Below are 21,510 nucleotides of genomic sequence, written 5' to 3'. Positions count from 1 at the left end.
TTTATCATAAGTACAAATAGTATTCGTATCCGGAGGTTCAATTTGTCAGAGATTAAAACAGTTTTAGAGAAATATCCGAATGCCAAGCGCGAAAGTCTTATCGCGATTTTGCAGGAAGTTCAGGATATTGAAGGATACCTTTCCCGCGGCGCAATTTGTCAGATAGGCGAACATTTGAAACTGCCAAGCGCAAAGGTGTACGGCGTAGCAACATTTTATAACCAATTCAGGTTCGTTAAACCGGGCGTATTCAAAATCCAGTTGTGCAGAGGGACAGCCTGCCACGTAAAAGGTTCGCTTAAGGTTTTGGAAGCGGTTAAAAATGAACTCAAAATCGAACCCGGACAGACAACCAAAGACGGGTTGTTCAGTCTGGAGGTCGTGGCGTGCATTGGAGCGTGCGGACTTGCGCCTGTTGTCGCAGTCAACGGCGAATTCCACGCATCTGTAACGCCGGAAGCTGTAAAAAAAATTCTTAATTCATATCGTGAAAAGGCAGTTCAAGATGGACAAAGCAAGTGATTTCGGAATTCCGGTAAAACCAAAACAGGCCGGTAAAACATATATTTATGTCGGAACGGGAACCTGCGGACTGGGGGCAGGCGCAGGCAAAACGGTAACAGCTATAACCAATTATATCCGTGATAAAGGACTGAACGCAGAACTCGTCGAGGTCGGATGTATCGGTATGTGCACGGCTGAACCAATTATGGAAGTCAAGACCGGCAGCAAGTGCAGAGTATCTTTCTCGAAAGTTACGGAAGATAAAGTCGCGGGGATATTGGACGATGTGCTGGCAGGCAAAATCGGCGAAGTAAAACCGATTTATCAGTATCCTGAAGAAGGACTTGAAAAATGGGATTCAGTTTTGAATATGAACGAATATTCGTTTTTCAAACATCAAAAAAGATTAGTGCTTGCCAACTGCGGAATTATCAACCCCGATAGTATCGAAGAATACGTCGCTGCGGGCGGTTATAAGGCGTTGGCGAAAATGATTAACGGTATGACGCCTGACGAAGTTTGCGACACAGTCGAGAAAAGCGGATTAAGGGGACGCGGCGGCGGCGGTTTCGTTACCGGCAAGAAATGGAAATTCGCACGCGCAAACTCGGCAGACCAGAAATATCTTATCTGCAACGCCGACGAAGGCGACCCTGGCGCGTTTATGGACAGGGCGGTAATCGAAGGCGACCCGCACAGACTTATCGAAGGTATGGCAATCGCAGCTTACGGTATCGGCGCGAGCAAGGCTTACGTTTATATCAGAGCGGAATATCCGCTGGCAATCAAACGAGTTATCCAGGCGATGGAACAGGCCAAGAAGTACGGGATTCTCGGCAAAAATATTCTCAACAGCGGATTTGAGCTTGAGATAAAGATTAAAAAAGGCGCGGGCGCATTTGTCTGCGGCGAAGAAACGGCTCTTATGAACAGTATCGAAGGCAGACGCGGGATGCCAAAACCAAGGCCGCCGTATCCTGCCGTTCGGGGTCTGTTCGATAAGCCGACAATCATCAATAACGTTGAAACGCTGGCGAATCTGCCGGATGTTATCAATATCGGATGGGAAAAATTCGCGTCGGTCGGAACAAAGACCAGCAAAGGCACGAAAGTTTTCGCGTTGAGCGGCAGAGTTAAGAACACCGGCCTTATCGAAGTTGTGATGGGTACGACGATACGACAAATTGTGTTTGATATCGGCGGCGGTATTGAAAAAGACAAGAAGTTCAAGGGCGTGCAAATCGGCGGGCCTTCGGGCGGCTGTATTCCGCAGCAGCATCTGGATATCCAAATCGATTATGAATCACTGAAAACTGTCGGAGCAATGATGGGTTCTGGCGGTATGGTTGTAATGGATGAAGGAACCTGTATGGTTGACCTTGCAAGGTTCTTTATGGATTTCATTCAGAAAGAAAGCTGCGGCAAATGTATTCCGTGCAGAGAAGGTACGCGAAGAATGCTCGAGATTCTCAACGGCATCTGCTCAAACTATCACAACAAGACGACTTCGCAAACGCTGCAAAGATTCAAAGGCGTTATGTCGCTTCGCAAACTGGCACAGGTAATCAAGGATACAAGTCTTTGCGGATTAGGCCAGACGGCTCCGAATCCTGTGTTGAGCACGCTGCGATGGTTTCCTGAAGAGTACGAAGCTCATATTTATGACCGCAAGTGTCCGGCAGGCGTTTGCAAGGAACTGCTGAATTACAAAATTAACGAAAAGAAATGCAAAGGCTGTACTTTGTGCGCGACCAAGTGTCCGGTTGGGGCAATTAAGGGCGCAAAGAAAGCTCCGCATTACATTATCGAAGATAAGTGTATAGGCTGCGGCAATTGCGTTGAGGTTTGTCCGTTCAAGGCAGTTGAAGTATCGTAAATCAAAAATAAAAATTTTGGAATCCCTTCGGGATAGAATTTTAAAGAGATAAATATGGTAACGATAGAAGTAAATGGTAAGAAAATAAAAGCTGATAAAGACCAAATGCTGCTTGAAGTTTTACGGCGAGAAGGCATCGATATACCAACTCTTTGTCATATCGACGGCCTGACTCCGACAGGCGCGTGCAGGTTGTGCGTTGTTGAAATAGCCGGTATGAACGGACTTGTTCCAAGCTGTGCTTTTCCGGTCAATGACGGAATGATTATCTGGACGCATTCGCCAAGAGTTATGGAAGCCAGAAAAACAATTGTAGAGCTTCTGCTGGCGAATCACCCGGATGATTGTCTTTATTGCGTCAGGAATAATAACTGCGGTCTGCAAACCCTCGCGGCACAACTCGGCGTTCGCGAACGTGTTTACAGAGGCGCAAGAAACGCATACAATATTGACACTTCAAGCCCGTCGATTATCCGCGACCCCAATAAATGCGTGCTTTGCGGAAGGTGCGTTCGAGTCTGCGAAGAAATTCAGAACGTATCGGCAATCGATTTCGTCAACCGCGGCAGCAAAGCAATAGTCGGCACGGCATTCGAGCAGGGAATGAACGTTTCAAGCTGTATCAAATGCGGACAGTGCATTATGGTCTGCCCGACCGGCGCTCTGCGTGAAAACAGCAGCGTTAATGATGTTATCGCGGCTCTTAAAGACCCGGATAAATATGTCGTTGTTCAGCATGCACCGGCTGTTTCGGTAAGTTTGGCCGAAGAGTTTGGCATACCGGCAGGTACAGATGTTTGCGGAATTATGACAACGGCTTTGAGAATGTTCGGATTCAAGAGAGTTTTCGAAACGAGCTTCTCGGCGGATTTGACGATTATGGAAGAAGCATCCGAACTGGTGTACAGAGTTAAAAACGGCGGAGTACTGCCGATGATGACAAGCTGTTCGCCGGGCTGGATTAAATACGTAGAACAGAACTATCCGGAATTTATTCCGAATCTTTCTACCTGCAAAAGCCCGCAGCAGATGCTCGGTGCAATTATCAAAAGCTTCTTTGCTCAAAAGGAAAATATTGACCCCGCTAAAATTTACAGCGTTTCGATAATGCCATGCGTAGCGAAGAAATTCGAATGCGAAAGACCCGATATGGGCCAGAACGGCATTCAGGATGTTGACGCGGTTCTTACGACTCGTGAGCTTGCGGAATTAATCCGTTATTTTGGAATCGATATCAAGAAACTCGGACCGGATGCAGCGGATACGCCTTTTGGTATGAGAAGCTCGGCGGGCAAACTGTTCGGCGTCAGCGGCGGCGTTATGGAAGCTGCTATCAGAACAGCATATTATATGATTACCGGCAAAGAACTGGCAGAACTCGAAGTTAAAGATCTTCGCGGTCTTAACGGTGTAAAGACTGCCAAGCTGAATATCGAAGGTCTTGAAGTCGGCGTTGCGGTTGTGAGCGGATTAGGCAACGCATCGAAACTGCTGGAAGAAATAAAAGCCGGCAGAAACGATTTGCACTTCATCGAAGTTATGACCTGTCCGGGCGGATGTATCGCCGGCGGCGGTCAGCCTTTGAACGGCGACCTCAAGGCAGTGCGGGCAAGAATGAAGGCGCTTTACAGTATCGACGCCAATGATTCTATCAGGACTTCGCATAGCAATAAAGCGGTTGCAAGACTGTATGACGAATTCCTCGGCAAACCGCTGGGCGAAAAGAGTCATCACCTGTTGCATACGCATTATGCTAAACGGCAGGTAATTAAATAGAACACAGAACATAGGATATGGAATAATATGCGAGACAGCAGTAATATACCTTTGATAACGACGCTCGGCGAACGATGCAGGATTTGTTATACTTGCGTTCGCGAATGTCCGGCCAAGGCAATCAGGATTGCCAACGGACGCGCTGAAGTTATCTCCGAAAGGTGTATCGGCTGCGGAAACTGTGTTCGTGTATGCAGTCAGAAGGCAAAGCAGGTTATCGACAGTAAACCAAAGGTCTATAATATATTAAAGTCCGGATGCCAAACAGCGGCGATTCTTGCGCCGAGTTTTCCTGCGGAATTCGACAGTATCGACTGGCAGAAGCTGGTCGGTATGATTCGCAAGCTCGGATTCAACTATGTAAACGAAGTCGGATTCGGCGCAGATTTGGTTGCCCACAAGTATCGAAAATTACTTGAGGAAAATCCGGATTCAAATTATATAGCGACAAGCTGTCCGGCTATAATCGCTTATGTCGAACGATACCATCCCAATCTCGTCGAACATCTTGCGCCAATTGTTTCGCCGATGGTCGCTACGGCCAAAGTGCTTCGCAAAATGCATGGCGATGATTTGAAAATTGTCTTTGTTGGGCCGTGCATTGCTAAAAAAGGCGAAATTGCAAGCGTAAATATGGTTAGCGAAGTTGCGGCTGGGCTGACATTCATCGAACTGCGTGAAATGCTCGCAGAACAGAACATCACGCCTGAAAATTCACAGGACAGCAGCTTTGATGAGCCGTTTGCCGGTATCGGTGCGATATTCCCAATAAGCGGCGGATTGTTTCAAACCGCAGACATAAGGGAAGACCTTATTAAGGGAAACGTTGGAACTGTCGAAAGCGGCAACAGTTTTGTTGAAGTTTTCCGTGAATTCGACGAAACCGGACTGAATGTTCAACTGCTCGAATCGCTGGCCTGCAACGGCTGCATTATGGGGCCGGGCGTTTCAAATACCAAACCATTGTTCAGCAGAAAAGCGTCTGTCAGCAAATATGTTCAGGGGAAAATGAAAAAGTTTGACCAGAAAAAATGGGACAAATATCTTGAACAATTTAACGGCCTTGACCTTTTACGTAAATTCGCGGTTTACGACCAGCGAATACAAATAACGCAGGAAGAAGAAATCGAGCAGATTCTGAAACGAATGGGCAAAAATACTCCTGCTGATGAACTTAACTGCGGAGCCTGTGGTTATCCGACGTGCCGACAGCACGCGATTGCGATTTGGAAGGGTTTGGCAGAGAGCGAAATGTGTCTGCCTTATTCCATTGAGCAGCTTCATAAGACTGTCGATGATTTGGCACAGTCCAATACGCAGCTTGCAAGTACGCAGGAAGCGCTGATGCAATCTGAAAAACTGGCGAGTATGGGCCAGCTTGCGGCGGGTGTTGCGCACGAGATTAATAACCCGCTGGGTGTTGTTCTGATGTACGCTAATCTGCTTCTTGAGAAGTATGAAAAAGACCCGGCACTGAAGGATGATTTAAAGCTCATTGCCGAGCAGGCCGACAGGTGCAAGAAGATTGTCGGCGGTCTGTTGAATTTCGCCAGAAAGAACAAGGCGATTTTGCAGCCTACGAATATCTGCGATATAGTCGACAAAGCGATACAGGCCATTCCGAACGGAAAAGGCGTTGAAATAAAAGTTGAAACTCAAACGAAAGATACGATTGCCGAAGTTGACGGCGACCAGATGAGCCAGGTGTTCAGCAATCTTGTCTCTAACGCTATTGCCGCGGTGGATAAAAGCGGTTTGATAAAAATAGTAATCGGCGGCGACGATAAAAGAATGAATGTTAAAGTCGTTGATAACGGCACCGGAATTGCAAAAGAAAATGTATCGAAAATTTTCGACCCGTTTTTCACAACAAAGCAAATCGGCGAAGGAACAGGTCTTGGACTTGCGGTAGCTTACGGAATTATCAAAATGCACAGGGGCGATATACAGGTCGAGTCGAACGTCGATTTGAGCAAAGGGCCAACCGGTTCAACATTTACAGTATCGTTCCCGAGAAAACATATTATCGGATACCAGTAATAATTTAACATTTAAAATTTGGAAGTAAAAAAATGAGTAAGAAAATTTTAATCGTTGATGATGACACAGACTTTATCGAACAACTGGAAATTATGCTCAAACAGTCGGATTATTCAATCGACAAGGCGTTCAGCAGGGCCGAAGCGGAAGAATATCTCCAGAAAAACAAGCCGGATTTGGCGATAGTTGACCTGATGATGGAAGAAACAGACGCAGGATTTGCGCTTTGCTATCACATAAAGAAACAATATAATAATCTTCCGGTTATAATGGTAACGGCTGTTACGAACGAAACGGGCTTCCAGTTCGACGCCGGTACGAAAGAAGAAAAGTCGTGGATTCGTGCGGATGCTTTCTTGGCAAAGCCCATAAGATTTGAGCAGCTTAAAAAGGAGCTTAACAGGCTTTTAGGAAATTAGCTGTGGCTGAATTATTCAAAGTCCTTGTAGTTGATGACGAACCCGGAATGCGTTCCGGTGTAGCGAGAGTTTTAAACGATTACGTCGTTAATCTGCCGGAGATGAAAACGGAAGTTGCTTTTACAGTCATTGACGCAGAAAGCGCAGAGCGTGGACTTGAAATAATCGAATCGCAGAAGCCGGATATGGCGATACTCGACCTTAATTTGCCGGGGATGAGCGGACTTGAACTTCTTGTAAAGCTGGCTGAAAATAAAACAGATATCCTTGTCATTATGATGACAGCTTACGCATCGCTTGAGACGGCAGTAGAGGCGACACGAAACGGTGCTTACGATTTTCTGGCCAAACCGTTTTCACCTGCGGAGCTTAAAAATCTTATTCGCAAGGCTTCGGTGAGAATTTTATACAAACGGCAGGCGATGGCACTTGCGGAAGAAAAGAAAAAAGTGCGTTTTGAATTTATTTCGATTCTTGCGCACGAATTAAAATCTCCGCTGGCGGCGATTCAGGGGTATTTGAATATTGTTAACGAGAAAATTCTGGGCAACGACCTTGAAGTTTACGAGTCTATGATAGAACGAAGCCTGATAAGACTCGAAGGTATGAAAAAACTGATATTCGATTTGCTCGATTTGACCAGAATCGAATCCGAACAGCGAAAAAGAGAATTTACAACGGTAAATATCTGCGAGCATACCAAAAAAGCGATTGAAACGTCGGCTCAAGCGGCGAAAGAACATAATATAACCATCAATTTCGAGGGGCCGGACAATATTACGATGAACGGCGATGTTCTCGAAATAGACATAATTCTCAACAATCTCGTGTCCAATGCCGTCAAGTACAATAAAGAGAACGGCAAAGTAGATGTCAATATAAGTGAAAATGAAAATTTCGTGATTATAAAAGTCAGCGATACCGGCATCGGTATGAAAGAAGAAGAGACAAAGAAATTATTCAAAGATTTTGTAAGAATCAAAAACGAACAGACAAGAAATATCATTGGAAGCGGACTTGGACTTTCGACTGTAAATAAATTAGTGCAGATGTATGACGGGAAAATCAGCGTGCAGAGCGAATTTTCCAAAGGCAGCGTTTTTACTGCGGAACTTGCGAAAAATTTACAACAAAATCCAAAAGATGAAAGTGGAACACAGGCAAATAATATCCCGGCTAAAGCAGAAGGAACCAACTGAACTCGATAAACTTTTTATCGAGGCCGACAGAGTTCGCAGGGAAAATGTCGGCGATGAAATTCACCTTCGCGGCTTAATCGAATTTTCCAATGTTTGCAGCAGAAGATGCTCATACTGCGGCATCAACGCATCCAACAGCAAAATCGAACGCTACCAAATGAGCAAAGAAGAGATTGTCGAATGCGCACAAACGGCCAAAGAACTGGGATATGGCACGGTTGTTTTACAGAGCGGTGAAAACAGAAAATTAGACACAGGTCTTTTGGCCGAGACGATTCGTGAAATAAAAAATACAACAGGACTTGCGGTAACATTGAGCGTCGGTCAGTGGGACGCTGAAACTTATAAAATGTGGAAAGATGCCGGCGCGGACAGGTTTTTACTTCGATTCGAAACCAGCGACGATGAATTATACCGAAAATTACACCCCGACAGCAAAGAAGGTGCGGCTGAAAGATTCGAAGCGTTAAAATTACTGAAAAATATCGGATACGAAGCGGGAAGCGGTGTGATGATTGGTCTGCCGGGACAAAGTTATGAGACACTGGCAAATGATTTGTTGAAATTTCAGGAGCTTGACCTCGATATGATCGGCGTCGGGCCTTATATAAAGCATAACGATACTAAACTTGTCGCAGACATTGATAAATTTTTACTCGATGACAAAAATCAGGTGCCGGCAAGTGAAGAAATGACGTATAAGGTATATGCGATTGCGAGAATTTTGTGTCCGAAGACGAATATTCCCGCGACGACGGCGCTGGCAACAATGAATCCTGAAAGCGGATATGAAAAAGCACTTGCGTGCGGATGTAATGTTATTATGCCGAATATTACACCTATGAAATACAGGCAGCATTATAATTTATATGAAGGTAAAACCTGCCGGCAGCTTTTCGAGTTCGATATGACTATAAGGCAACGAATCGAAAAGATTAACAGAACCGCAGGAAACGGAAAGGGCGTCTCGCTCAAATTTGCGGAAAGAACCAAAAGCGAGGCCAAATTATGAAAAAAGAAAAAACGTTCAGCAAAACAGTAAAAGATTTCATTGATGACGATTATTTGCAGAAACTGGTTGACCAAACCAAATCTGATAAACAGGCGGTAAGAGATATAATCGCCAAAAGTCTTAATAAGCAGGCACTGTCGGTCGAAGATACAGCGGTGCTTCTGGCTGCAGATAGTGAAATGACGCAGGAAATCTTTGAAGCGGCACGAAAACTCAAACGTGAAGTTTATGGCAACAGAATTGTTCTGTTTGCTCCGTTTTACATAGGTAATAAATGCATCAATAACTGTGGTTATTGTGCTTTTCGGTCTTCCAATAAAGAGCAAATCCGACGAACGTTGAACAGTGAAGAAATAGTCAAACAGGTCGAAGCACTGGAAAACGTCGGGCATAAAAGATTGATTCTTGTTTTCGGCGAACATCAGGATTATGACGCGGATTTTATGGCCGAGTGTGTTAGGAAAGTTTACAGCACAAAGGTGGGCAAAGGAGAAATCCGCAGAGTTAATATCAACGCTGCTCCTTTGGATATCGAGGGATATAAAAAGATGAAGGCTGCCGGGATTGGTACGTACCAGATTTTTATGGAAACGTATCATCATCCGACTTACGCGAAATATCATCCGGCAGGTACGGAAAAGGGCGATTACCTGTATCGACTGGACGGTTTGAGCAGGGCGTTTGAAGGCGGCTGCGACGATGTCGGTGTTGGTGCGCTGTTTGGATTATATGACTGGCGGTTTGAGGCTTTGGGGCTTGTAAGCCACGCGCTGTTTTTGCAGAAAAGTTACGGCGTCGGGCCGCATACAATCAGCTTTCCGAGAATTCAGCCGGCGGCAGGTGTTAATGTTGATAAAAAATGGATTGTAAAAGACGAAGATTTTAAAAAACTTGTCGCGATTTTAAGACTTGCAGTTCCCTATACCGGTTTGATTTTAACCGCACGTGAAAATCCCGCTCTGCGAAGAGAAATGATGGGGTTTGGCGTTTCGCAAATCGACGCAGGCAGCAGAATTGAAATCGGCGGCTATACCGATTGCGGCAGCGAACAGGTGAAAGAACGTGAGCAGTTTGTGCTCGGCGATATTCGCAGTCTTGACAGCGTAATGAAAGAACTTATCGACGACGGGTTTGTGCCGAGTTTTTGCACGGCCTGTTACAGGCTTGGACGCACAGGCGAACATTTTATGGAATTCGCTATTCCCGGCTTTATAAAACGATTCTGTCAGCCGAATGCGTTATCTACCCTGATGGAATACCTTGTCGATTACGCATCCAAAGAGACAAGAGAAGCCGGCCTGAAACTTATTGAGGCGGAACTTTCAAAGGTCCAAGACGAGAGAATTAAAGAAGAAATTAAAAAACGGCTTGAGATAATTAAAAATTCAGAGCAAAGAGACTTGTACTTTTAGAATACAGAATATGGTGTTACGAAAAGAAAAAGATTTGTTGGGCGAAATGGAAATACCTGCTGATTGCCTTTATGGTATTCATACGGCACGTGCGATGGAAAATTTTCCTCTTGCGATTCGGCCTGTACACAAAAAACTTATTTCTGCGTTTGGTGCGGTCAAGCTTGCGTGCGCTAAAACAAATTATGAACTGAAAAAACTCGATGATGCGAAATATTCCGCAATGGAGCAGGCGTGCAATGAAATGCTTGCCGGCAAACTCGATGAGTATATAAAAGTCGATGCTCTGCAGGGCGGGGCGGGCACAAGCACAAATATGAACGTTAACGAAGTGCTGGCCAATCGCGCATTGATTATTCTCGGCAAAAAGGCCGGCGAATATGATATTATTTCGCCAATCGACGATATTAATCTTCATCAGTCAACAAACGATACTTATCCGACAGCGTTAAAAGTTGCGGCATTATGGCAGCTTGCGGAACTTGAACAAAAGGTTGTCATTTTGCTCGAAACTTTTCAGCAGAAGGAAAAGCAATTCGCGCACATTGTCAAACTCGGCAGAACGCAATTACAGGATGCCGTGCTGACAACGCTCGGCAGAGAAATGAGCGCGTATGCCGATGCGATTGGGCGCGACCGGTGGCGGATTTATAAATGCGGCGAAAGGCTTAAAGTCGTAAACCTCGGCGGCACGGCCATTGGAACAGGATTGGGTGCACCGCGGAAATTTATTTTCAGGGCGGCTGAACATCTTAAAGATATTGCAAAACTTCCGGTGTGCAGGGCGGAAAATTTAATTGACGCTACGCAAAACACGGATGTTTTTGTTGAGGTAAGCGGAATTTTAAAAGCACTGGCGAGCAATCTGTTGAAAATTTCGAACGATTTGCGGATTCTTTCCAGCGGGCCGGACGGCGGCATCGGCGAAATTATTCTGCCGGCACGACAGGCAGGTTCTTCGATTATGCCCGGTAAAGTTAATCCTGTGATACCAGAAGCGGTTTCGCAGGCGGCGATTATGGTAATGGCCAATGATGTCGCGCTTACGCAGGCCTGTTCGGCGGGCAATCTTGAGCTGAATCAGTTTATGCCGCTGATTGCCGATACGATACTGACGAATATTCAGCTTTTGACCAATGCGTGCGATATTTTCGCGAAGTTTTGTGTAAGCGGAATTGAGGCTAATGAAAAACGCTGTAAACAAAACATCGAAACATCGACAGCGATAGTTACAGCACTGGTAGAAAAAATCGGATATAAAACTTCGCAGGAAATAGCCGCTGCGGCAAAAAATGAAAATAAGACGGTTCGTAAAATTGTTCTTGAACGAAATATCATGAGCGAAGCGGAATTTGACGCTTTGATTACACCGCAGAAAGTTGCAATGCTCGGAAGCCCGGATAATAAATGACAACGACTCCAAAATCATTACGTTTGCATATAGGAATTTTTGGACGACGGAACGTCGGTAAATCCTCATTATTAAATGCTATTACACGTCAGCAGGTTTCAATTGTTTCAGATGTCGCAGGCACGACTACCGACCCTGTCGAAAAACCGATGGAACTTTTGCCTATTGGGCCGGTACTGTTTATCGATACCGCAGGTGTTGATGATGTCGGCGCTCTGGGGCAGATGCGTATCGATAAAACGAAACAGGTTTTCGACAGAACCGAACTGTGCGTAATTGTAAGCGATAACGGCCAGTGGGGCAGTTTTGAGCAGGGCATTTACGATGAACTGAAAGAGCGCAAAACGCCTGTTATTGCTGTTTTTAATAAATATGATATCGCACCTGTCCGACAGGATGTAATTGAAAAACTAAAATTGACGAACGTTGTTTGTGTTCAGACCTGTGCTAATCAAAATAAAGGAATTTTGGAATTCAGGCAGGCGTTGATAGATGCCGCTCCTGAAGATTTTATAAATACGCCGACAATTATGGGCGACCTTTTGAAGCCGGGCGAACTTGCGGTACTTGTTGTTCCAATCGATAAAGAGGCTCCGAAGGGCAGATTGATTTTGCCGCAGGTTCAGTGCATTCGCGACATTCTTGATAATGACGCTTACTGTGTGGTTGTCAAGGAACGTGAATTGAGCGATGCTCTCAAGAGGTTTGAAAATAATCCGCCGAAAATTGTTGTTACCGATTCGCAGGCATTTTTGAAGGTCGCGGGCGATACGCCTGACAATATTCTGATGACTTCGTTTTCAATACTTTTCGCAAGATACAAAGGCGACCTGAACGCATTTGTAAAAGGCGCTCACGCAATAGATAATTTAAAGCCCGGCGATAAGGTTTTGATAGCTGAATCGTGCTCGCATCATCCAATTGCCGAGGATATCGGCAGAGTAAAAATTCCCCGCTGGCTGACACAATATGTCGGGGGAGAGCTTAAAATTGATGTTTATCAGGGTAATGATTTTCCGCAAAACCTTGTGGAATATAAGCTTGTATTGCAATGCGGAGGCTGTATGACCAACCGCAGGCAGATTCTTTCACGGATAGAGCAGTGCCGAAAAAAAGATGTGCCGATTACAAATTATGGAGTTGCAATAGCGTATATTCTTGGTATATTTGAAAGGGCGCTGAGGCCTTTTTCAGAAGTGCTGGAAGATTTCAGGAAATGAAAGGGAAAGCAGATGGCAGACAAGAAATTTGTGATTCTTGCGATTGATGACGACCCTGATGTGCTTAATGGTTTGAGAATTATTCTTGAGGCAAGTGGGATGGAAATGGTTCAGGCATATTCTGCGGAGGATGGTCTGAAAAAATATAAGGAATCAAAACCTGATTTTATTCTTGTCGATTTAATGATGGAGGAAGTTGACGCGGGATTGAATTTTGTAAAGGAAATCAGACTGCTGAACAACAAGGCGCCGATTTATATGCTTTCAAGTGTCGGCGACAGTTTGAGTCAGAACACAGACTATTCAGAATTGGGATTAAGCGGCGTACTTCAAAAACCGGTCAATGCCAAATCACTTCTAAATATAATACATACCAAAATGAATTTATAAAAACACGTGAAAAACAAAGCAAGCGGGATATTACTGCATATCACTTCACTGCCGAGCAGGTTCGGAATCGGCGATTTCGGCCCGCAGGCTTTTAAATTCGCAGATTTTTTACAAAAAAGCGGCCAAACTTACTGGCAGATTCTGCCTCTTACGCCTCCGAACAGATTCAAAGACTGGTCGCCTTATGATTCGCTTTCAGCTTTTGCGGGCAACACGATGCTTATCAGTCCGGAATTTTTGTACAAAGCCGGTTTGTTGAATAAAGCCGATATAAGCAATCCGCCGGCCTTTTCGAAAAATCGCGTGGAATTTAAAAAAGTCTTCAGTTACAAATCAAAACTTTTCGATAAAGCATTTAATAAATTCAAATCACATTCTGATAAAAAAGATTTTAAAAAATTCTGCCGTGGAAATAAATACTGGCTTGATGATTATTCTGTTTTTGCCGCGATGACGGAGGAATACAAAACTTCTGACTGGGCGAAATGGTCTGAAAAAACAACAGACGACAAAATAAAACAATGTGTAGAAAAAGAAAAATTCCTGCAATACTTGTTTTTCAAGCAATGGTTTGCGCTGAAAGAATATTGTAATGTTCGCGGAATAAAAATCATTGGCGATATTCCGATTTATGTCGCATATCAAAGTGCGGATGTATGGGCGCATCGGGATATTTTCAAACTGCGAAATAAAAAGCCGATTTTTAAAGCCGGCGTTCCGCCTGATTATTTCAGCAAAACAGGGCAGTTATGGGGTAATCCAATTTATGATTGGGCGAGAATAAAAAAGACAAATTACCAATGGCCGATGCAGCGATTCGGGCAAAATCTGAAATTATTTGATGTGGTTCGCATAGACCATTTCCGCGGGCTTGTAAAATACTGGCAAATTCCAGGAAAAGATAAAACCGCAATAAACGGTAAATGGATGCCGGGGCCGGGCGAGGACTTTTTTAATACGCTGTTTAAAAATTTTCCAAACGCTGATTTAATCGTTGAAGATTTGGGGCATATCACTAAAGACGTCAAGGCGTTGATAAAAAAGCTGAATTTGACAGGTATGAAAGTTTTGCAGTTTGCTTTTGATGATAACAAAGGCAAAAGCGAACATCTGCCGAGTAATTATACTGAAAACAGCGTAGTTTATACCGGTACGCACGACAATAACACGATTCGCGGCTGGTTTACAAATGAAGCAGAGGCGAAAAAGAAGAAAAATCTTTTCAGATATCTCGGCAAAAGGGTGCCTATTGGTGAATTGAACTGGGAATTAATCGGGCGGACAATGGCCTCTGCCGCCAGAGTTGCGATTTTTCCTGTGCAGGATATTTTGAATCTTGGACAGCAAAGCCGAATGAACAATCCCGCAAAAAGGCAGGGCAATTGGCGATGGCGATTAAAAGACGGATTGCTCACCGCCGAAATATCGCGCAAGCTCTCGCAAATGACGCAACTTTATAGACGCGGATAAACCGTCATTTGCAAGCCTTGTTTACAGAGCGTAACTTTCAAAATTATTTTAGTCCTTCCATTTCCAATCTCTGATTTCAGGCATATCGATACCATGCTTTAAAATATAATTTTTATGGTCGATTATTTTGTACTGTAGTTCCTGTTTGGCGTAAGCGGCGATATTGGCCAGTTTTGGCACTCTGTCAAAAGCGTCTATCGCAAGATGGAATCTATCCAGATCGTTTCGTACGAGCATATCGAAAGGCGTTGTTGTTGTACCTTCTTCCTTGTAGCCCCTGACGTGGATATTTTTATGGTTTGTTCGTCGGTACGTCAAACGATGTATAAGCATCGGATAGCCGTGATAAGCGAAGATAACAGGTTTATCAGCGGTAAATATGCCGTCGAAATCTTTATTTGTCAGGCCGTGCGGATGTTCCTCGTTCGGCTGAAGCGTCATTAAATCGACAATGTTGACGACTCTGATTTTTAAATCCGGCGCATATTGCCGCAGAATTTTCACGGCTGCCATCGTCTCAACCGTCGGTACATCGCCGGCACAGGCCATTACGACATCCGGTTCAGTTCCCCTGTCTGTGCTTGCCCATTCCCAGATACCGATTCCATACGTGCAATGCTTAACAGCCTGATCCATATTCAGCCATTGGAGTTCCGGCTGTTTGCCGGCGACGATAACGTTGATGTAATTTCTGCTCCGCAGGCAGTGGTCGGCAACGGACAGCAGGGTATTGGCATCCGGCGGGAAATAAACTCGCACAACGTCGGCTTTTTTATTTACGACGTGGTCTATAAAGCCCGGGTCCTGATGGCTAAAACCATTATGATCCTGCCGCCAGACGTGCGAAGTCAAAAGATAATTCAGCGAAGCAACCGGCCGCCGCCACGGGATTTCGTCCCGCGTAACTTTGAGCCATTTTGCGTGCTGATTGAACATTGAGTCAATAAGATGAATAAACGCTTCGTAGCAGGAGAAGAAGCCGTGTCTACCGGTCAGCAGATATGCTTCAAGCCAGCCCTGACAGGTATGTTCGCTAAGAATTTCCATTACTCTGCCGGCCGCCGAGAGTTTTTCATCGTCTTCGGGCAGTGTTTGCCCCATCCACGTTCGGCCTGTAACTTCAAATAACGCATCGAGTCTGTTAGACGCGGTTTCATCAGGGCCGAATACTCTGAAATTTTTATTTTCGCTGTTGAGTTTCATTATATCGCGCAGGAGATACCCGAGCACTCTGGTCGATTCGGCTCTCATACTTCCCGGCTCGTTGATATTGACCGCATAATCGCGGAAATCGGGCATTCTTAAATCTTTCAGCAGCAGTCCGCCGTTGGCGTGCGGATTAGCCCCCATTCTGCGGTTGCCTTTTGGCGCAAGTTCTGCGAATTCAGCCTTGAATTTACCGTTATCGTCGAAAAGTTCCCACTGCTTGTAGCTCTTCATCCAGTTTTCAAGTAATGTAACATGCTCCGGTTTTTCCGACATTTGTGAGAAGGGCACCTGATGCGAGCGCCATGAGCCTTCGGTTTTTTTACCGTCAACTTCCTTTGGGCCAGTCCAGCCCTTTGGAGTTTTAAAAATTATCATCGGCCAAGTTGGGCGTTCCGTCTTATTGTTGTTGCGAGCGTTGTGCTGAATTTCTTTTATTTCTGAAGTTATCGTATCGAGCGTTTCCGCCATTTTTTGGTGCATCTCTGTCGGTTCGCTGCCTTCAACGAGATATGGTTTGTAGCCGTAACCCCTGAATAAATCGTCTAATTCCTGCTGCGGGATTCTTGCCAGAACAGTTGGATTGGCGATTTTATAACCGTTTAAATGCAGAATCGGCAGAACGGCTCCGTCAGTAACAGGATTAAGAAATTTATTCGAATGCCACGCGGTCGCAAGGGGGCCGGTTTCAGCTTCGCCGTCGCCGACAACTGCTGCGACAATCAAATCGGGATTATCGAAAGCCGCTCCGAATGCGTGCGAGACAGAATAGCCTAATTCGCCGCCTTCGTGAATTGAGCCTGGAATGTCAGGCGCTGCGTGCGAGGGTATTCCGCCGGGGAAAGAGAACTGCCTGAAGAATTTTTTCATTCCTTCAGCGTCCTGCGAAATGCCCGGATAGAATTCAGTGTATGTTCCTTCCAGATACGTGTTGGCCGCCATAGCAGGGCCTCCGTGGCCGGGGCCGGCGATATAAATCATATCAAGGTCGTATTTTTTGATAATGCGGTTGAGGTGAACATAGATAAAATTAAGACCCGGTGTTGTTCCCCAATGGCCGAGCAGGCGAGGCTTGATGTGGTCGATTTTCAGCGGTTCTTTAAGCAGGGGGTTGTCATATAAATAGATTTGTCCGACTGCAAGATAATTTGCTGCCCGCCAGTATGCGTTTATTGCGTTTAATTCGTTTTCGGAAAGCGGCGTGTTCATAATTACATCCTTGTTAATTTAACTCCACTGAGCCATTATATCAATGCGAACATTATTGTAAAGCGGCTTCAGGAATATTTTAGAGCAAAAAAAATCCAGGCAGGTATGATGTACCTGCCTGGAATATAAGTTATTTCAGTCAGCTAATTGTTAGCTGTTGAAATCTTTGAAATCATCCGTCTTTATGTTGTGGTCATCCAAAGGAATAGCCCTTGCAGCAGCGGCTTTCTGTGCTGTTGTGGCTCTCTTTTCAACCTTTTTGGCTGTGCCACTGGCGACATGATGTATCGCATGGTCAAAAGTTGTCAAATGCTTCTGTGCAGTCTTATGAACTACCGGAGCCTGACGTGCTTCTGACTTGTTGTTGTTTCCGCCGACGAGATTTACCAGTTCCTGTACTATCTGGTTCATCTGTTCTGCCTGTGCACTTAACTCTTCAGAAGCACTTGCAGACTCTTCAGCATTGGCAGCGTTCTGCTGTGTTACCTTATCCATCTGGGCGACGGCTGTATTGACCTGGTCAATGCCCTGTGCCTGTTCAGATGAAGCGGCGGCTATTTCACCGACGAGGTCGGTTGTTTTGCCGATGCTCGATACTATTTCTTCAAGAACTTTGCCGACTTCATTAGCGATGTCAACGCCGTTCTTTGAATTCTTTACAGACTCTTCAATCATATTAGCTGTATTCTTAGCGGCTTCGGCTGAACGCATCGCAAGATTGCGAACTTCTTCAGCGACAACTGCGAAACCCTTGCCTGCTTCGCCTGCACGAGCGGCTTCAACAGCGGCATTTAATGCAAGTAAGTTAGTCTGGAAAGCTATTTCATCGATGACCTTAATGATTTTCGCTGTTTCATCAGATGATTTTTGTATGTCACGAATAGCTGAACTCATTCTGCCCATAGCTTCAGAGCCGTTATTTGCGGCTTTGCGTGTTTCGCTTGCAAGCGTATTTGCCTGCTGTGCGTTGTCAGCGTTCTGCTTTGTCATAGAAGACATTTCTTCAAGGCTTGAAGATGTTTCTTCCAGACCAGCGGCCTGTTCGGTAGCGCCTTCAGCAAGAGACTGCGAAGCACTTGAAACCTGGCCGGACGCGGAAGCAACCTGTTCGGCTCCATCGGTCAAACCGGCTATGATTTTGCCGATTGGGCCCACAATACTTTTGGTAATGAAATACGCAAGTATTATGCCAAGAACTATGCCGCATAATGCCATTGTAATCATAAGAGTATTTGTACGTGTGCTTAATGTGTTCAGTTCTTTCATCAGGTTTTCTTTAAGAGTAGAAACAAGCTGAACCATATCAGCAGCACTGACTATCATATCCTTATCTGCTTTGGAATATGCGATCATACCTTTGTAATAGTTTGCACCGGCTGTTTCATATTTGCCGAAATAGTCACCTATTTTGGCAGCGACTTGTTCAAGCTCACTGTTGCCTTTTACCAGGTCAGTAAAATCAGTTTTGGCCTGTTTGCAAACATTAAGCTGCGTGACGTAATTGTTGTATTGAGTGTCAGTATTTTTTGCAACCAAATAGACTGCCTGAACTCTCAAGAGCAGGAAATTAGCTACGATTCCGGCATTAAGTTTATCATCAACTTTTGCCCATTTAATCATGGCATTTGTATCTTTTGCTTCTTGAGCGGCGTTTCTTGCAGGGTCAATGACTTTAGTTTTTGTATCTGCGATTTCTTTAGTGATTTCATTGCCGACTTTGCCCCATTCAGCAAAGGCGTCGTCTTTCATTTTTTGAGCTTCTACCTGGCCCTCGAAAGCGTCTTTATAGCCTTTGGATTTGCTGAAAGTACTGCTTGCCAGTTCCTTATTAGTGGAATTCAAGCCTTTAATGTTTGTCAGAGTGTTAATCTCTTTTGTAAACTGCTCATAGGCGTCGAACCATTTGTCTGCGGCTGTTTTTCCGGTTTTTTCATCTTTTGCAAAGCCATTAATTGTGAAATCTCTGCGAATTTTTGCGCAAAGGTCTAATAGCTGCTGGCAACTGTTGCCCTGGACGAGAATATCCGTCTTTTCAGATACACTTGTTAGTCCCATCCAACCGACATAACCTAATAGGCCTGCGATGAAAACTAATACTCCGAATCCAAGCGACATTTTGGTCGCGAGTTTCATATTTTTAAACATTTTTAGTCTCCTTAAAATACTTTTTGCCAAAAAATTGGATACTTACTTTGGATACTTTTTACAGAACACTTTTTGCTATGCTTGTCCGATACCTTCAAGCTCACTACTGCCCAGTACTTTGTCAATGTCTAAGAGAATCTTTACAGATTCGCCGACTTTGCCAATGCCGAGAATGAAATCAGTGTTGACTGAAACGCCGAATTGTGGTGCTTCTTCGATGTTTTCACCATCTATATCAAGCACTTCCTGGACATGGTCAACTACAATACCGGTACTGAATTTACGTCCATCCTGATGTATTTCGACGACGATAATACAAGTTTCTTCCGTTACTTGTGCGGTTTCCATTCCGAACTTTGTGCGTAAATCAACGACAGGGATGACCTGTCCGCGCAGATTGATGACACCTTTCACATAAGAAGGTGTTTGAGGGACGGCTGTAATATCCATATATCCGATGATTTCACGGACTTTCAGGATTTCCAGGCCGTATTCTTCGCTGCCCAGTGCGAAGGTAAGGTATTTACCTTCTTTGTCCTGCAGAGCCTTGTGCGACTGCTCTGCTTGAGCTGCAATATTTGCCATTTTATTCCCCTTCAAAACAAACAGTTAATCAATGCCGAAAACGTTCCAGCAAATTAAATAAATAGCACAAACCGTCTCTTAACTTTTACCTGACAGGGCTAACAGTTTTACGAATAACAGTTTGAGCTATCGGATACTTGTAAATGATTTTTTGTGACATAGTTAATAATCAAGCTGCTGTGATTTCCCATATTTTATGAACTTTCATGATTCTATTTCTCATGTCCGTTGTTCCTATTTCGACCCATTTTAGTATTGCGTTAATATCGGAAAGTACCGGAATTTACAGGAATTTTGAGGTTTAAAATGGTCTGATAAAAATACCTTTACCAGTATTGGCGAGGCCTGAAAAATTACGGAATTTAAAAGGTTGATTAATTAATATGTGGGGATTTTTTTACAGCGCAAAAAAAAGCGGCCTGCCTGCGATGCCGGCGTAACGCCAAGCCGGAAGCTTCCGGCAGCCTGAATTGGCGAACGTCCATCGCAAGGGCTTATTCCGCTCTTTTATACTGTACGAAACAAAGTTATAATTAGCAAGTTAGAATTTTGTTAAATTTATTCGTTCGGCTTGCGGAATTGCTAATTTGATGTAAAATGTCGAAAAACAGGTTTTAACGGGATTATATTAATGGAATATATAACAGGTCTGGAGACGCCGGTCGTTTTTAATAAATCTTTTCGTGCAAGGCGATTGACTGTTTCCATAAAGCCTTTCAAGCCGATAAGGGTAACTTTCCCGGCAAGGGTATCGCAGGGAAAAGCGCAGGAGTTTCTCTATTCGAATATCGAATGGGTAAAAAAAGCAATTTTGAAAATGAAGGAAATCGAAAAGCAAACGCCGGCGAAAATAGATTTGCCGAAAATAAATAAGACACAGGCCAAAATTTTCCTGACATCTCAATTGAAGTTTTTGGCGGATAAATATAGCTTCACATACAATAAGGTTTCCGTCCGGAATCAGAAAACCCGCTGGGGCAGCTGTAGCGGCAGTAATAATATTAATCTGAATATAAATCTTGTCAGGCTGCCTGAAGAATTGCAGGATTATGTTCTGCTGCACGAGTTAGTTCATACAAAAATTAAAAACCACAGCAGAAAATTTTGGAACGAATTAGATAAGTATGTCGCCAACTCTAAATCCGTCGCCAAAAAACTTCGCAGGCATAGTTTGAGCATGCTGCACTATGCGGCATAGATAAGCAAGTCTGTTACAGCATAATCTATTAAAATAAAAGACTTATGAGCGTTTTAGGGCAAAATCAGAATGCGCACGTTTTGTCTCATTTTTAATACAACCCCATACCGCCAAAACAATTAGCGAGATTTTCATTTTTCATGTTTTTTGTCAAAAACACTGTTTAAAATGCGCACGTATTCGGCAAAACGCCAAAAAACACATCAAAATCATTCTGAAAAATCAAAATTTTTGAAAAATCGCAAATTTCGCGCAGGTTTCCACGTGCGCAAAATTTCAAACACACTATTAGTAGTAGTCAGTAGCCAGTAGCAAATAGAAATTGCGCGTTTTTACTTTAAATTTGCGCAAGTTGTCCCGCTTTGCGGGATCTTCGCTACGCTTCGACAAGTTTCGCGAATAAAAAAAATCATTAAATGACAGTAAAACACACTGAAA

16 protein-coding genes are annotated in these 21,510 nt (G+C 44.3%); 13 read left to right on the top strand and 3 right to left on the bottom strand.

All coding sequences use genetic code 11. From position 1 onward, the window contains the following. The first annotated feature begins 42 nt into the window (after positions 1–42). From nuoE to malQ, 12 genes are read left to right on the top strand one after another with little or no spacing between them, the layout of a single operon-like run. Complete coding sequence (gene nuoE / locus LLF92_06325; protein ID MCE5340729.1) at positions 43–522, top strand: NADH-quinone oxidoreductase subunit NuoE; 480 nt, start codon at positions 43–45, stop codon at positions 520–522. Then, positions 506–2,380 (top strand): NADH-quinone oxidoreductase subunit NuoF, encoded by a 1,875-nt coding sequence (locus LLF92_06320; protein MCE5340728.1) that lies wholly within the window; start codon positions 506–508, stop codon positions 2,378–2,380. The genes nuoE and LLF92_06320 overlap by 17 nt, the downstream gene beginning before the upstream one ends. 54 nt (positions 2,381–2,434) lie before the next feature. Continuing rightward, positions 2,435–4,156: a [FeFe] hydrogenase, group A gene (locus LLF92_06315; protein MCE5340727.1), complete on the top strand. Its 1,722-nt coding sequence runs from the start codon at positions 2,435–2,437 to the stop codon at positions 4,154–4,156. A 27-nt stretch (positions 4,157–4,183) separates the two neighbouring features. Continuing rightward, a complete protein-coding gene (locus LLF92_06310) occupies positions 4,184–6,196 on the top strand; it encodes a 4Fe-4S dicluster domain-containing protein (GenBank protein ID MCE5340726.1) in 2,013 nt (670 codons plus the stop codon). 32 nt (positions 6,197–6,228) lie between these two features. Continuing rightward, positions 6,229–6,615, top strand: a complete 387-nt coding sequence (locus LLF92_06305) for a response regulator (GenBank protein ID MCE5340725.1) — start codon at positions 6,229–6,231, stop codon at positions 6,613–6,615. A 2-nt stretch (positions 6,616–6,617) separates the two neighbouring features. Further along, positions 6,618–7,814 (top strand): hybrid sensor histidine kinase/response regulator, encoded by a 1,197-nt coding sequence (locus tag LLF92_06300; protein ID MCE5340724.1) that lies wholly within the window; start codon positions 6,618–6,620, stop codon positions 7,812–7,814. Further along, entirely contained in the window at positions 7,759–8,826 is a 1,068-nt protein-coding gene (gene hydE / locus LLF92_06295; GenBank protein MCE5340723.1) for a [FeFe] hydrogenase H-cluster radical SAM maturase HydE, read from the top strand. The genes LLF92_06300 and hydE overlap by 56 nt, the downstream gene beginning before the upstream one ends. Continuing rightward, positions 8,823–10,238, top strand: coding sequence for a [FeFe] hydrogenase H-cluster radical SAM maturase HydG (gene hydG, locus LLF92_06290; protein MCE5340722.1), 1,416 nt, complete (start codon positions 8,823–8,825; stop codon positions 10,236–10,238). The genes hydE and hydG overlap by 4 nt, the downstream gene beginning before the upstream one ends. Before the next feature lie 10 nt (positions 10,239–10,248). Next, positions 10,249–11,649 (top strand): aspartate ammonia-lyase, encoded by a 1,401-nt coding sequence (locus LLF92_06285; protein MCE5340721.1) that lies wholly within the window; start codon positions 10,249–10,251, stop codon positions 11,647–11,649. Then, complete coding sequence (gene hydF, locus LLF92_06280; GenBank protein MCE5340720.1) at positions 11,646–12,869, top strand: [FeFe] hydrogenase H-cluster maturation GTPase HydF; 1,224 nt, start codon at positions 11,646–11,648, stop codon at positions 12,867–12,869. Before LLF92_06285 ends, hydF begins: the two co-directional genes overlap by 4 nt. Before the next feature lie 12 nt (positions 12,870–12,881). Next, entirely contained in the window at positions 12,882–13,259 is a 378-nt protein-coding gene (locus tag LLF92_06275) for a response regulator (protein MCE5340719.1), read from the top strand. Between the two features lie 6 nt (positions 13,260–13,265). Further along, positions 13,266–14,729 (top strand): 4-alpha-glucanotransferase, encoded by a 1,464-nt coding sequence (gene malQ, locus LLF92_06270; protein ID MCE5340718.1) that lies wholly within the window; start codon positions 13,266–13,268, stop codon positions 14,727–14,729. 48 nt (positions 14,730–14,777) lie between these two features. Here malQ and LLF92_06265 read toward each other — a convergent pair whose 3' ends face one another. From LLF92_06265 to LLF92_06255, 3 genes are all read right to left on the bottom strand, one after another. Next, a complete protein-coding gene (locus tag LLF92_06265; GenBank protein MCE5340717.1) occupies positions 14,778–17,144 on the bottom strand; it encodes a phosphoketolase family protein in 2,367 nt (788 codons plus the stop codon). A 150-nt stretch (positions 17,145–17,294) separates the two neighbouring features. After that, the gene (locus LLF92_06260) at positions 17,295–19,289 is read right to left on the bottom strand and encodes a methyl-accepting chemotaxis protein (protein ID MCE5340716.1); all 1,995 of its coding nucleotides are present in this window, start codon (positions 19,287–19,289) and stop codon (positions 17,295–17,297) included. Positions 19,290–19,364: 75 nt separating this feature from the next. Further along, a complete protein-coding gene (locus LLF92_06255) occupies positions 19,365–19,874 on the bottom strand; it encodes a chemotaxis protein CheW (protein MCE5340715.1) in 510 nt (169 codons plus the stop codon). 631 nt (positions 19,875–20,505) lie between these two features. On the opposite strand from LLF92_06255, the gene LLF92_06250 reads away from it, so the two are divergent. Then, positions 20,506–21,072 carry a M48 family metallopeptidase gene (locus LLF92_06250; GenBank protein ID MCE5340714.1) on the top strand — a complete coding sequence of 189 codons (567 nt, stop codon included), beginning with the start codon at positions 20,506–20,508 and terminating at the stop codon, positions 21,070–21,072. Positions 21,073–21,510: the final 438 nt, after the last annotated feature.

The sequence above is a fragment of the Planctomycetaceae bacterium genome, assembly GCA_021371795.1.
GTDB lineage: Bacteria > Planctomycetota > Phycisphaerae > Sedimentisphaerales > UBA12454 > UBA12454.
The sequence above is the reverse complement of the archived record's forward strand: the minus strand, read 5'-3'. Positions and strand labels throughout refer to the sequence as shown.